The 13399-nt window shown below is 67.2% G+C and carries 10 protein-coding genes; 7 read left to right on the top strand and 3 right to left on the bottom strand.

All coding sequences use genetic code 11. The features are described from left to right. Positions 1-14 precede the first annotated feature (14 nt). Positions 15-3395 carry an SbcC/MukB-like Walker B domain-containing protein gene (locus V3B41_RS15950; protein ID WP_049429217.1) on the top strand — a complete coding sequence of 1127 codons (3381 nt, stop codon included), beginning with the start codon at positions 15-17 and terminating at the stop codon, positions 3393-3395. Positions 3396-3500: 105 nt separating this feature from the next. On the opposite strand, the gene V3B41_RS15945 is transcribed toward V3B41_RS15950, so the two are convergent. Then, complete coding sequence (locus tag V3B41_RS15945; protein ID WP_329861675.1) at positions 3501-4280, bottom strand: sulfite exporter TauE/SafE family protein; 780 nt, start codon at positions 4278-4280, stop codon at positions 3501-3503. Positions 4281-4382: 102 nt separating this feature from the next. Here V3B41_RS15945 and V3B41_RS15940 point away from each other — a divergent pair, with 102 nt between their 5' ends. Beyond that, positions 4383-4775, top strand: a complete 393-nt coding sequence (locus V3B41_RS15940) for a YchJ family protein (RefSeq protein ID WP_049429218.1) — start codon at positions 4383-4385, stop codon at positions 4773-4775. A 3-nt stretch (positions 4776-4778) separates the two neighbouring features. Here the strand turns inward: V3B41_RS15940 and V3B41_RS15935 are convergent, their stop codons facing one another. Continuing rightward, entirely contained in the window at positions 4779-6059 is a 1281-nt protein-coding gene (locus tag V3B41_RS15935) for a GGDEF domain-containing protein (RefSeq protein ID WP_049429219.1), read from the bottom strand. Positions 6060-6209: 150 nt separating this feature from the next. Here V3B41_RS15935 and egtB point away from each other — a divergent pair, with 150 nt between their 5' ends. The 4 genes from egtB (at position 6210) to V3B41_RS15915 (ending at position 11517) form a co-directional block, all read left to right on the top strand. Then, positions 6210-7481 carry an ergothioneine biosynthesis protein EgtB gene (gene egtB, locus V3B41_RS15930; RefSeq protein WP_329861686.1) on the top strand — a complete coding sequence of 424 codons (1272 nt, stop codon included), beginning with the start codon at positions 6210-6212 and terminating at the stop codon, positions 7479-7481. Continuing rightward, positions 7478-8452: an L-histidine N(alpha)-methyltransferase gene (egtD, locus tag V3B41_RS15925; protein WP_329861674.1), complete on the top strand. Its 975-nt coding sequence runs from the start codon at positions 7478-7480 to the stop codon at positions 8450-8452. The genes egtB and egtD overlap by 4 nt, the downstream gene beginning before the upstream one ends. Before the next feature lie 78 nt (positions 8453-8530). Then, on the top strand, positions 8531-10717 hold the full coding sequence (locus V3B41_RS15920) for a lytic murein transglycosylase (protein WP_329861673.1): 2187 nt from the start codon (positions 8531-8533) through the stop codon (positions 10715-10717). Positions 10718-10743: 26 nt separating this feature from the next. Next, on the top strand, positions 10744-11517 hold the full coding sequence (locus V3B41_RS15915; protein ID WP_043403041.1) for a DUF2628 domain-containing protein: 774 nt from the start codon (positions 10744-10746) through the stop codon (positions 11515-11517). A 6-nt stretch (positions 11518-11523) separates the two neighbouring features. On the opposite strand, the gene V3B41_RS15910 is transcribed toward V3B41_RS15915, so the two are convergent. Beyond that, complete coding sequence (locus V3B41_RS15910) at positions 11524-12711, bottom strand: benzoate/H(+) symporter BenE family transporter (RefSeq protein ID WP_329861672.1); 1188 nt, start codon at positions 12709-12711, stop codon at positions 11524-11526. Here V3B41_RS15910 and V3B41_RS15905 point away from each other — a divergent pair. Further along, a complete protein-coding gene (locus V3B41_RS15905; RefSeq protein ID WP_329861671.1) occupies positions 12704-12934 on the top strand; it encodes a hypothetical protein in 231 nt (76 codons plus the stop codon). The two genes, V3B41_RS15910 and V3B41_RS15905, sit on opposite strands and share 8 nt — an antisense overlap. The last annotated feature ends 465 nt before the right edge of the window (positions 12935-13399 follow it).

The raw sequence follows: 13399 nt of genomic DNA, 5'->3' as shown, positions 1-13399 counted from the left end.
GACCCGACCATCGCATGGCTATCTCCAAGCACACTCCCGCCCTGTTCAACGAAGGCCTGCCGGACCCGCGCCTGCAGCAGTTCCGCATGCGCCGTCTGCAGGTGCACAACTGGGGCACGTTCAACGGCCTGACCGAAGTACCGATCGCCGAGCGTGGCTTCCTGTTCGTCGGCCGTTCCGGCTCGGGCAAGTCGACCCTGCTCGATGCCATGTCCGCGCTGCTGACGCCGCCGGCCATCGTCGACTTCAACGCCGCCGCGCGTGAAGCCGAGCGCAGTGGCCGCGACCGCAACCTGGTGTCCTACGTGCGTGGCGCGTGGGCCGACCAGCAGGACAGCGGCACCGGCGAAATCGCCACCCAGTACCTGCGCAAGGGCGCGACCTGGACCGCGCTGGTGCTGGAATACCGCGCCGGCGATGGCCGTGTGGTCAGCCTGGTGCGCCTGCTGTGGATCTCCGGCAACGGCACCTCGGCCGGCGATGTGCGCAAGCACTACATGATCGCCGAACGCCCGTTCGACATCGCCAAGGATCTTGGTGGCTTCGACCTGGACCTGCGCAAGCTCAAGCAGAAGCTGTCCGACCTGCACCACTTCGACACCTTCTCCGGCTACGCCGAGCGCTTCCGCGACCTGCTCGGCATCGACAACGAAATGGCGCTGCGCCTGCTGCACAAGACGCAGTCGGCGAAGAACCTGGGCGACCTCAACGTCTTCCTGCGCGACTTCATGCTCGACACGCCGAAGACTTTCGACGCCGCCGAGCGCCTGGTCAGCGACTTCGCCGAGCTTGATGGCGCACACCAGGCGGTGGTCACCGCGCGCCGCCAGGTGGAAACCCTGCTGCCGGCACGCGCCTACTACAACGACCTGAAGGAAATGCACCGCCAGCGTGGCGACGACGAAGCGCTGAAGCTCGGCGTCGACAGCTTCCGCGAAAGCCGCCGCCAGGCGCTGATCGAAGCGCGCCTGCGCGAGATGGACGTGCGTGACCGTGGCCTGCTGGGCGAGGAAGCCCAGCGCCGTGCCGCACTCGACAATCACACCGAGCGCCTGGCCGAGCTGGAACTGCAGCGCCGCCAGCAGGGCGGTGAGCGCATCGAGGAACTGGAACGCGAGCAGGGCCGTGCCGAAGCCGAGCGCGACCGCCGCCAGGCCAAGCGCGAGCAGGCACGCCAGGCCGCGCAGCAGCTGCAGGCTGAACTGCCGGACGACGCGCACGGCTTCGCCGAGCTGGTCGAGCGCGCGCAGAACGAACTGCAGGACCGCCAGCGTGCCTCTTCGGCACTGGACGACGCGATCAGCGATCGCCTGGGCGGCAAGCGCGATGACGAGCGCCGCTTCGGTGAAGTCCGCGCGGAACTTGAAGCGATGCAGCGCACGCCGTCCAACATCCCGGCGCCGATGCAGAAGCTGCGCGCGCGCCTGGCCGAGGAAACCGGCATCGCCGAAGCGGCGCTGCCGTTCGTCGGCGAGCTGATCCAGGTCCGCTCGGAAGAGCAGGGCTGGCAAGGGGCCATCGAGCGCGTGCTGGGCGGCTTCGCATTGTCGCTGCTGGTCGATGACAAGCACTACAACGACGTCGCCGAGTGGGTGAACCGTACCCACCTGGGCATGCGCTTCACCTATTACCGCGTGCGCCGCAACGACGATGCGTTCGCCCGCGAGCCGTCGGCGAAGTCGCTGCTGCACAAGCTGGAACTGCGCGAGCACGTGTTTGAAAGCTGGCTGCGCCGCGAACTCGGCAAGCGCTTCGACTACGAGTGCGTGGACGCCAGGCAGCTGCGCAACGTTGACCGCGGCATCACCCGCGAAGGCCAGGTCAAGCATCCGGGCGACCGTTTCGAGAAGGACGACCGCAGCGCCGTTGGCGACCGCCGTCGCTGGATCCTCGGCTTCAACAACCACGACAAGGTCGGCGCCTTCGAGCGTGAAGCGCAGGAACTGGCCAAGCGCATCGCCGGCTGCGAGACCGACATCGCGCGCCTGCGTGGCCAGCGTGACCGCGACAACGAACGCCGCCTGGCCTGTCACGAGCTGGTCAGCATCAGCTGGAACGAGATCGATATCGCCGCCCCGCAGCAGCGCCTGAGCGATATCGAAGCGACGCTGCGCGACCTGCGCGAAGGCAATGCCGACCTGGCCAAGCTGGCCAAGCAGATCGATGCGGTGCGCGCTGACATCGAACAGTCGCGCCGCACCTATGAAGACGTCCGCGTCGAGCGTGGCCAGCTGGTCAAGGAGCGCGATCGCCTCGACCGCGCACGCCAGCAGAGCCGTGCGCTGGTGCTGCCGAGCCTGGCCCAGGAGCAGGAAGCCGGTCTGGCCGAGCGCCTGCAGGAGCAGGGCCCGCTCAGCCTGGAAACGCTGGAAGCGCACATGCGCCAGGTCAGCAACGCGCTGAACGAGCAGCTGTCCTCCTCGCAGCAGGACCTCAACCGCATCGAGAACCAGCTGGTCGGCTGTTTCCGCCGCTTCATCCAGCAGTGGCCGGAGGAATCGGGCGACTTCACCGTGTCGGTGGCGTCGGCCGAGGACTTCCTCGCCCGCCTCGAACGGCTGGAGCGCGATGGCCTGCCGCAGCACGAAGAGCGCTTCTTCGACCTGCTGCAGAACCAGAGCAAGAACAACCTGCTGGCCCTGCAGCGCCACAGCGCGGAGGCACGCAAGTCGATCGGCCAGCGCCTGGACGAAGTGAACGCCAGCCTGGAACAAGTGCCGTTCAACCGTGGCACGTTGCTGACCATCGAACTGAGCGACCGCCGTCTGCCGGAGGTGGGCGAGTTCCACCTGCAGCTGCGTGAGGTGCTGTCGCAGCAGCAGACCGAGCAGCGCGAGCTGGCCGAATCGCAGTTCACCGTGCTGCGGCAGCTGGTCAACCGCCTCGGCTCGCAGGAAGGCGAGGACAAGCGCTGGCGCGAGCTGGTGCTGGACGTGCGCATGCACGTGGAGTTCATCGGCGTCGAGCTGGATGCGGAAACGCGCCAGCAGGTCGAGATCTACCGAAGCGGCGCCGGCAAGTCTGGTGGCCAGCGCCAGAAGCTGGCCACCACCTGCCTGGCCGCCGCGCTGCGCTACCAGTTGGGTGGTGCCGACAGCCAGTTGCCCAGCTATGCCGCGGTTGTGCTCGACGAGGCCTTCGACAAGGCCGACAACGAGTTCACCGCGCTGGCGATGAACATCTTCGACAACTTCGGCTTCCAGATGGTGGTCGCCACCCCGCTGAAGTCGGTGATGACGCTGGAACCGTTCATCGGCGGCGCCTGCTTCGTCGAAATCAGCGGCCGCCACGACTCCGGCGTGCTGCTGATCGAGTACGACGAAGAGGGCAAGCGCCTGAGGTTGCCCGAACGCAGCCGCCAACAGGCCAACGAACCGGAAGAAGCCGAGGCCTGAGCGCCTCGGGCAATCCACCTGTAGAGCCGAGCCATGCTCGGCTGCCCTTCGCGACCTGAAACAACGTGCCAACCAAGGTTGGCACCTGCCACGTCATAACGCCCCTCAAGAACCGCGGAACGTATCCCACGCCATCCGCGCGATCAGCACCACCACCAGCCCCACGAACAGCTTGCGGATGAACGGCGTGCCGCCCTTCAGCGCCAGACGCGTGCCCACCACCGAACCGATGATGTTGGCCGCTGCCATCGGCAGCGCGAACAACCACAGGATGTTGCCGGTCGGCACGAAGAACGAGATCGCCGCCACATTCGTCGCCAGGTTCACCACCTTCGATGCCGCAGAAGCACGCAGGAAATCCAGGCCGAAGAAGCGCACGAACAGGAAGATCAGGAAGCTGCCGGTGCCCGGCCCGAAGAAGCCGTCGTAGAAGCCGATCGCTGCACCGATGGCCAGCGCGATCGCCAGTTCACGGCGGCCGATCTCCTGCGGCCGGTGCAGCGCGCCGAAATCCTTCTTCCACAGCGTGTAGCCCAGCATCGCGATCAGCAGCACCAGCACCAGTGGGCGCACCGCGTCCTTGGGCAGCAGGCTTACCGCGGTGGCGCCGGCGAAGGAAAAGAGGAAGGCTGTGCCTGCCGCGAACAACACCGGCTTCCACGGGAAGCGCACATTGCGCGCATAGCGCCAGGCGGCTGCACCGGTGCCGAACATCGAACTGAACTTGTTGGTGCCGAACAGCATCGCCGGCGTCTGCTGCGGCAGCACGGTGAACAGGCCGGGTAGCTGCACCAGCCCACCGCCACCGACGGCGGCATCGACCAGGCCGGCGATGAAGGCGATCACCACCAGCCACCACAACTCAGGGGGAACCAGTTCCAGCACGGCGATCAATCGATGTGGGGGCGCGACAGCATACGCCTGTCCCGCACCGGCTGACCCGTGCCCCGCGTGGATCAATCCGCACAACCCGGCGACAATGCCCGCATGAGCCGAAAACCCTCCGATCCCTGTCCCTGCGGCCTTCCCGCCGATTACGCCGCCTGCTGTGGCCGTTTCCATGCCGGTGAGGCCGCACCCGATGCCGAGCACCTGATGCGATCGCGCTACAGCGCCTATGTGCGGGGGCTGGCGGACTATCTGCGCCAGAGCTGGCACCCGGATACCCGCCCGGCCGAGCTGGCGTTGGACGATGCGCCGGGCCAGCGTACGCACTGGCTGGGCCTGACCGTGCACGAACACACGGTCACCGGTGCCGACAGCGCCGAAGTACGCTTCACCGCCCGCTACCGCGTGGGCGGCGGCAGCGCGGTGAAGATGGCCGAGCACAGCCGCTTCCTGCGCATCGACGGCCGCTGGTACTACCTCGACGCTGTGTGAGCCTCAGCCGCCGCGTACCGCCAACACGCGCTGGCCGGCATGCGCGCGGACCTGGTTGCGGCCACCGTCCTTGGCTGCGTACAACGCCAGGTCGGCGGCCTTGATCACTGCGGCCGGCCGCCCATCCACGCGGCTGTCCGCCAGCCCGATGCTCACCGTCACCTGCACCGTCTGCCCGCTTCCGCCGCGCCCGCGCTGCTGGCGCCCCGTCTCATCGTCGCGGCTGCGGGTGCTCCGGTCGCGCAGCTGCATGCGGGTTTCCTCGATGGTCTGCCGCAGTGCCTCGACCGCATCCACGCAGGCCGCTGCGGGACGATCCAGGAACACCACCGCGAACTCCTCGCCGCCGTAGCGGAACGCCCGGCCACCGTCATCCACCCGGCCCAGGCGCGAGGCCACCAGGCGCAGCACATCGTCCCCGGTGTCGTGGCCGTGGGTGTCGTTGAACGATTTGAAGTGGTCCACGTCCACCATCGCGATGCTGTAGGTGCCACGCGCCCGTTGCAGGGTCTCATTGAATGCGCGGCGCCCCGGCAGGCCGGTCAGTTCATCGCGGAAGGCCATATGGAACGACTCCTGCAGCATCGCGCCCAGCAGCAGCAGCAGGGCCGCACTGGCCAGTGCCGGTAGCAGCACCGGCTGCAGGAACACCCTTGGCAGCATCCACCACAGGCACAGCAGGGCCAGCAGCATCGCCGTGTGCAGTGGGCGCGGATGCCGCCAGGCCTGCCAGCCCAGCGCGGCGGCTGCCAACAGGAACAGCAGGGCTGGCAGCTGTGCCAGCGCGTTCCAGTCGGCCGGAATCCAGCTCCAGTGGCGGTTGGACAGGAGATCGTGCATGCCACGCGGTTGCTGCGTGGCCAGCAGCAGGAAGATCATCAGCGCGGTGCCACTGGAAACGCCCCGCAGCAGCAGGTCGCGGCGGCGGCGGCCGCGCTCGGGCCACAACGCCAGGCCAGCGAACAGCAAGGGCAACCAGGCCGAAATGGCATGGAAGCGCAACGGTGTCAGCGCCGTGACATGGCCGCTGCGCAGGTAGCCACCCACGTCTTGGTGCAGCAGGGCGAACATCACGGCCACCACCAGCATCAGGCAGAGCGTACGCACCTGGTGGTAGAGCAGGGCAAGGCCGGCGCCGAGGCAGGCCAGCAGCCAGGGCAGGATGCGTTGGGCCGGACTGGCCACGTCTTCGTTGCCCAGTGCTGCCCACAGCACCACGGCAACCAGCACGGCGGGCAGCACGAACAGGTAATGCGCAGGCTGGCGGAGCGGATGCAGGGGCAAGCAGGAATTCCAGCGCGGTGACGACGCGGCCGCAGCATTGCCGTTAGCGGCGCCCGCACCGGCTTCTTGAATGCGGCGCGGTCACGCTTGTGAACGCATTGACGTCGAACCATGACGTCGCACTCACCCGCCGGCGCCGATGCTGCCGGCATGGACAGCGTAGCCGCCGCCGTCGCTGCCCCGCAGCGCGATCTCGCCCGCCAGTACGCACGTGTGCGGGACCGCAGCGTGCAGTTGGCGGCCCCCCTCAGTGCCGAAGATGCCATGCTGCAGAGCATGGCCGATGCCAGCCCCAGCAAGTGGCACCTGGCCCACACCACCTGGTTCTTCGAACGTTTCGTGCTGGCCGGCTTCCCGGCTGCACCGGCGCATGACCCTGGCTGGGATTACCTGTTCAACAGTTACTACAAGAGCATCGGCCCGGCGCATGCACGGCCGCAGCGCGGGCTGCTGTCACGGCCCTCGCTGCAGCAGGTGCAGGACTACCGCTGCCAGATCGATGCGCAGGTACAGTCACGGCTGGACGCGGGTGATCTCGACGATCAGGCGCTGCAGCACCTGCAGCTGGGCCTGCAGCACGAACAGCAGCACCAGGAGCTGCTGCTCACCGACATCAAGCACGCGTTCTGGTGCAATCCGCTGCAGCCGGCCTACCGCGAGGACCTGCCTACCACCCCCGGCGCTGCCAGTGCCCAGGGCTGGATCGAATCGCCCGAACGCATCGTCACCGTCGGCGCCGCCTCTTGGCCGCACCACGCCGTGTTCGCCTACGACAACGAATCGCCGCCGCACCGCGTGCTGCTGCCCGCCCACGCCCTGGCCGAACGCCCGCTCAGCAACGCCGAGTACCGCGCCTTCATCGACGCCGGCGGCTACCGCGAACCGCGCTGGTGGCTCAGCGAAGGCTGGGCACTGCGCGAAACCGAAGACTGGCAGCATCCGCTGTACTGGGATGACACCCTGCAGCGCGAATACACCTTGGGCGGCTGGCGCGAACTGGATCCGCACGCGCCGGTCTGCCATCTCAGCTACTTCGAGGCCGACGCCTGTGCCCGCTGGGCCGGAGCGCGCCTGCCCAGCGAGTTCGAGTGGGAGGCTGCGGCCGCGTCTCAGCCGGTGCGGGGTCACTTCGCTGATGACGATCATCTGCATCCCCAGGTGGGGCAGGGCAGCGGCCTGCGGCAGCTGTTCGGTGATGTCTGGGAATGGACCCACAGCGCCTACGGCGCCTACCCGGGCTTCCGCCCCTTTGCCGGCAACCTCGGCGAATACAACGGCAAATTCATGTGTGGCCAATGGGTGCTGCGCGGTGGCAGCTGCGCCACGCCCCGGGGCCATGTGCGCGCCAGCTACCGCAACTTCTTCATGCCACCGGCGCGCTGGCAGTTCTCCGGCCTGCGCCTGGCCCGGGATCTGGCATGAGCACGGTGCGCGACGCGCTGCAGGCGCTGACCGATCTCACGCCCGGTCGCCAGCAGATCCTTTCTGACGTGGTGGCCGGGTTGTCGCGCACACCGCGCCAGCTGCCGTCCAAGTACTTTTACGATGCACGTGGCTCGCGCCTGTTCGAACAGATCACCCGGACCCGCGAGTATTACCCCACGCGTACCGAGCTGGCCCTGCTTTCGCAGGTACTGCCGGACATCGCCCGCAGCGTCGGCCCGCACCTGCACGTGGTGGAGCTGGGCAGTGGCAGTGGCCGCAAGACCGCACTGCTGCTGGCCGCGCTGCGTGAGCCGGTGGCCTATACCCCCATCGAGATCTCGCGTGCCGCGCTGCTGTCCAGCATCGACCATCTCGCCCCGGCGCTGCCCGAGGTCGAGATGCTGCCGGTCTGTGCAGACTTCACCCGTCCCGTTGCCGTGCCCATGCCCGAACGCGAACCCGCGCGGCGGTTGCTGTTCTTCCCCGGGTCTACGCTGGGCAACTTTGAAGGCGAGGACGCGGTCGCGCTGCTGCGCGCGATGCGCCAGACCATGGGCCGTGATGGCCTGGCCCTGGTTGGCATCGACCTGCACAAGGACCCGGCATTGATCGAGGCGGCCTACAACGATGCGCAGGGCGTCACCGCCGCATTCACCCTCAACCTGCTGGCCCGCCTCAATCGCGAGATCGGCAGCGACTTCGATCTCGACGGATTCCGCCACCGCGCCCGTTACAGCACCGCGCGGCTGCGCATTGAAACCGACCTGGTCAGCCAGTGGGCGCAGGACGTCCGTCTGGATGGCCGCACCTTCCACTTCCAGGCCGACGAGCCGATCCGCGTCGAATACAGCCACAAGTACACCGACGACAGCTTCGAAGCGTTGCTGCTGCCAGCGGGCCTGCAGGTCGTGCGGCGCTGGGATGCTGAAAGCCCGGCCTATGGCCTGCGCCTGCTTCGCGCCCTTTAGCCGCCGCCAGCCCGCGCTGCTTCAGGTTCGCCTACGCTGCGCCTAAGATGGCCCTGCAACGGCAACACGGAGGACGCCATGCCCATTCTGACCACGCTCGGCCTGGCGGCCGTGCTCGCCGCGGCACCCGCTTCGACAGCAGCGCCTGCGGCCAGCAGCGATGCCGCTTTCAGCCGCTGCCTGGCCGTCCTGCAATCGACAGCCGCCAGCCAGGGCATCAGTGCCGACCGCTTCAATGGGATTATCGCCGGGCTCACCCCCGATCCCAGCGTGCTCGGCCTGCTCGACGCGCAGCCGGAATTCACCACGCCGATCTGGGACTACCTGGCCGCGCTGGTCGATCGCCAGCGCGTGGACGATGGGCGCGTCCTGCTGCAGCAGCATCGGGCCCTGCTTGATCGGGTGTCGGCCCAGTACGGCGTCGATCCGGCCACCATCGTCGCGGTCTGGGGCGTGGAGAGCGACTACGGCCGTGTGTTCGGCAAGCGCCCGCTGCTGCAGTCGCTGGCCACGCTGTCCTGTGCCGGCCGCCGCCAGCCCTTCTTCCGTGGTGAGCTGCTGGCCCTGCTCAAGTTGATCGACCGCGGCGACCTGCAGGCACAGGGGCTCACCGGTTCCTGGGCCGGCGCCTTCGGGCATACGCAGTTCATGCCCAGCACCTATGCAGGCATCGCCGTGGACGGTGATGGCGATGGCCGCCGCGATCTGGTCGGCAGCATTCCCGATGCGCTGGCCTCCACCGCCAATTACCTCAAGCGCGCCGGCTGGCGCAGCGGAGAGCCGTGGGGCATGGAAGTGCGTATCCCGCCCGGTTTCGACGCCAGCCAGGCCGGGCGCACCCAGCGTCGGGCGCTGGCCGACTGGCGTGCGCAAGGTGTGACCGCATTGGATGGCAGCGCGTTGGCCCCGGCCAACCTGCCTGCCGACGCGCGCGCGGCCCTGCTGCTGCCGGCGGGCGGCAAGGGCCCTGCGTTGCTGGTGTTCCGCAACTACGACGCGATCTACAGCTACAACGCTGCCGAAAGCTACGCGCTGGCGATCGCCACGCTGGCCGACCAGCTGCGTGGCGGCACGGGCCTGGCCACGGCCTGGCCGACCGATGATCCCGGTATCGGCCGCGATGAGCGCCGCCAGCTGCAGACCCTGCTGCTGGCCCGCGGCCACGACATCGGAAGCGCCGACGGCATGATCGGTACGGCCACGCGTCGCGCTATCCAGGTCGAGCAGCAGCGCCTGGGCTGGGCCAACGCAGATGGGCGCGCGGGACAGCGTATCCTTCGCACTCTGCAGAACGCGCCGCGCACTGCAGCGGTGCCCACGCGTTTCATGCTTCCCAGCAACTACAGTGCCGTGCAATCGCCGGCCATACGGAGTCGATCCCACGTGCAGCAGATCCAGGGTGTACGCAGCGGGCAGTACCAGGGGCTCGATGCCTGGCTGGTGGAAACCGGCGACGCCAGCGCGGCCATCAGTGTGTTTGGCGGCCAGCTGCTTTCCTTCGTGCCCAAGGGCCAGCCGGATCTGATGTGGCTGTCCCCCCGGCGCGCCGAACTGCCCACGCCGATCCGCGGAGGCAGCCCCGTCTGCTGGCCGTACTTCGGCCGCCAAGGCCAGGGCAACGACGTGCCCGCCCACGGTTTCGTCCGTACCGTGCCGTGGGAACTGCAACAGGCCCGTCGCTTGGACGACGGCAGCATCGAGCTCACGCTGGCACCCCCGGTGCTGCAGAGCCTGGACCTGCGATTGAGGATGACTGTGCGTGTAGGCCGCCAGTTGACCCAGCGACTGATCACCGAGAACGTCGGCAGTTCCCCTGCCAGCATCACCCAGGCGCTGCACAACTATTTCCGCGTGGGTGATGCCAGCGCGGTGGATGTGGACGGCGTGGACGGACTGGACTATCTGGACAAGTTCGAGAACTATGCGACGCCGCGTCGGCAGCAGGGCGCCTGGACGTTGCGCGATCCCCGTGATCCCGGGCGCAGCGACCGCATCTACACGCAGGCCAAGGGTCACTATGTCCTGCGTGATCCGGTGCTGAAACGCCGCATCGACATCCGTACGGAAGGAAGCCGCTCGCTGGTGGCGTGGAATCCCGGTGCCGAGGCTGCAGCGAAGATGGCAGATGTGGGTGAGGGCTGGCGCGACTACGTCTGCCTGGAAGCGGCCAACGCCGGACCCGACGTGGTGACCCTGCCGCCGGGTGGCAGCCATGTGCTGTCACAGACATTGTCCGCGGCACCGTGGACACCGGTAACCCGGTAACGAATCAACGCAGCAAGGATGTTTTCATGCAGGACGCACAGTGGTGGTACGCCAACAGCAGGCAGAGCGAAGGACCGGTGGACCTGGCCGCCCTGCGTCGCCTGCAGCAGGATGGCACGGTGACGGCACGCACGCTGCTGTGGCGCGAAGGCATGCCCTCGTGGCGCCCCTTGGCGGAGCTGGAACAGGATTCAACGCCCATCGAGATGGCGCCGGCTCCGGATATCGACACAGCCCCACCGGTTGAGGTCGTTGCGCCAAGTGTCGGCGATCCGTCCGATCCGTATCGAGCCCCCGCCGCTGCACCGGATACGGCTGCCGCCGCGGGGCTGGAGGGCGAGATGGCCTTGTACGCCAGCGTGGTCGGCGGCAACTTCCCGATCTATCGCCAGCGCTGGCGGCTGGATCAGGGCATTGCCACCGCCAGTGGAACCTGGCACTGGCCGGCCTTCCTGCTCGGCCCGATCTGGATGATGTACCGCAGGATGTACCGCCTGGCGGCAATGTGGGTCGGCCTGCTGCTGCTGATCAGCGTGGTGGAGACCTTGCTGGATGTGCCCGAAGGCGTGTCGCTGGTCATCACCATCGCGCTCAGCGTCACCACCGGCACCTTTGGCAACACCTGGTACCTGGCACACTGCCAACGCCTGATCGCCCAAGCCCGTGCCGTCAGCGGCGGCGATGACGCACGGCTGCGCAGCGAGCTGACCGCACGCGGCGGCACCAGCGTGGTCGCCACACTGGCCGCCATCGTCATCTCGGTGGTGTTGAGCACCGTCGGCGCCGCACTGGCGGGGTAGGACAGGTCAGCGGCCCTGACGCGGCCGCAGCACCAGCAGGCACAGCGCACCGGCCACCAGGCCCCAGAACGCCGAACCGATGCCGGCCAGTGAGACGCCGGAGGCGGTGACCAGGAAGGTGACCAGTGCCGCCTCGCGGTCCTGCTCTACTGCCAGCGCACTGGCCAGGCTGTTGGCGATGGTGCCGAACAACGCGATACCGGCCACGCAGGCCACCAGCTCCTTTGGGAAAGCCGCGAACAGGGCGGCCACGGTGGCACCGAACAGCCCGATGACAATATAGAAAGCCCCAGCGGCCATGGCGGCGGTGTAGCGCCGTGCCGGATCCTCGTGCGCATCACGGCCCATGCAGATCGCGGCCGTGATCGCGGCCAGGTTCAGTGCGTAGGCACCGAACGGCGCCAGCAATGTATTGACCACGCCGATCCAGCCGATCAGAGGCGACACCGGCGCGTCATAGCCGGAGGCACGCATCACTGCCACACCGGGGATGTTCTGCGAGGCCATGGTGACCACGAACAGGGGCAGGGCGATGCCGGCTACCGCAGTCCAGGACAGGGACGGGGTCACCCATTGCGGCACCGCCAGCTGCAGCTGCACCTGCTGTGCGTGCAGCAGGTCACGGCTGGCTGCGACCGCGATGCCGACCAGCAGTGTGGCGATGACCGCATAGCGCGGGAACAAGCGGCGTCCCGCCAGCCAGGTGGCGAACATTGCCAGTGCCAGTACCAGTTGGGAATTCATGGCCACGAACACGTCCAGACCGAAGCGCAGCAGCACGCCGGCCAGCATGCCGGCGGCCAGCGCCATCGGCACCCGCTGCATCAATCGTGCGAACACCCCGGAGAAGCCTGCCAGCATGCCAAGCACCGCAGCGAGCAGGAATGCGCCGGTGGCTTCAGCGAGCGAGGCGCCACCGGCACCGACCACCAGCATCGCCGCGCCCGGTGTCGACCATGCGGTCACCACCGGCACGCGATAGCGCAGCGACAGCCCGATGCAGGTGACACCCATGCCCAGTCCCAGTGCCCACATCCATGAGGCGATCTGTGCCTGGTCGGCACCGACAGCCTGTGCGGCCTGGAACACGATCACTGCGGAACTGGCGAAGCCGACCAGCACGGTGATGAAGCCGGCGACCACGGCCGGCACTGAAAGGTCGCGCCACCATGCTTGCCGCACCTGCATGTTCATTGCCGTCTCTCCTTGTTGCATCCGTGCATTGATAGCCGTTGCGGCGTTGACCGCGCAACGCGCGGGCAACGCCGCAGTGATCTTCGAGCGTACGTCATGCCTGAAGTCGCGGCGCTTCTGTCATCACCATGAAAAAAAAGCCTTGACGAAATCTGCAGGATCTCTAGAATTCGCTCCCTTGCTGCAGCGCATCGCTTCTTCGGAAACGGCACGCGAGCAGTGACGCCACCACCGACGAACGAGATGATCGAACGAAGGTGTTGACGGACTCGAAAAGTCCGGCATAATAGGCGGCTCGCAACGACGAAAGGCCTTCGGGTCCAACGACGAAGCAGCATCGGCAACAACGTCCACTTCGGTGAGACGGCCTTGAAAAAAGGTGTTGACGAAGCGGAAAAGCCGGCTATAATGGGCGGCTCGCTACGAAGGAAACTTCGCAGCACACGGGAACGGCGCTGAGGCCACTTCCCCTGATCTTTGAAAGTATGCGCAGGTATCTTGTGAAGGCGCCTGCAGGAAGGATGATTGTCCATCTTGCAGACGTTTGATCAAGCAACTATTAATTGTTTTAAAGCAAGCGATACGTTGCCAGCATCAATCATCTGCAGCTTTAAATTTTGATCTTCGGATCATGTAGTTTTAAGTGAAGAGTTTGATCCTGGCTCAGAGTGAACGCTGGCGGTAGGCC

The sequence above is a fragment of the Stenotrophomonas sp. SMYL89 genome (genome assembly GCF_036319985.1).
Taxonomy (GTDB): domain Bacteria; phylum Pseudomonadota; class Gammaproteobacteria; order Xanthomonadales; family Xanthomonadaceae; genus Stenotrophomonas; species Stenotrophomonas maltophilia_Q.
This window is presented reverse-complemented; position numbering and strand designations above follow the sequence as displayed.

What these genes read in the sequence shown, in the direction of transcription:
- V3B41_RS15950 (WP_049429217.1), top strand. Translation starts at nt 15, where the DNA reads ATGGCTATCTCCAAGCACACTCCCGCCCTGTTCAACGAAGGCCTGCCG.
- V3B41_RS15940 (WP_049429218.1), top strand. Translation starts at nt 4,383, where the DNA reads ATGAGCCGAAAACCCTCCGATCCCTGTCCCTGCGGCCTTCCCGCCGAT.
- egtB (WP_329861686.1), top strand. Translation starts at nt 6,210, where the DNA reads ATGGACAGCGTAGCCGCCGCCGTCGCTGCCCCGCAGCGCGATCTCGCC.
- egtD (WP_329861674.1), top strand. Translation starts at nt 7,478, where the DNA reads ATGAGCACGGTGCGCGACGCGCTGCAGGCGCTGACCGATCTCACGCCC.
- V3B41_RS15920 (WP_329861673.1), top strand. Translation starts at nt 8,531, where the DNA reads ATGCCCATTCTGACCACGCTCGGCCTGGCGGCCGTGCTCGCCGCGGCA.
- V3B41_RS15915 (WP_043403041.1), top strand. Translation starts at nt 10,744, where the DNA reads ATGCAGGACGCACAGTGGTGGTACGCCAACAGCAGGCAGAGCGAAGGA.
- V3B41_RS15905 (WP_329861671.1), top strand. Translation starts at nt 12,704, where the DNA reads ATGTTCATTGCCGTCTCTCCTTGTTGCATCCGTGCATTGATAGCCGTT.
- V3B41_RS15910 (WP_329861672.1), bottom strand. Translation starts at nt 12,711, where the DNA reads ATGAACATGCAGGTGCGGCAAGCATGGTGGCGCGACCTTTCAGTGCCG.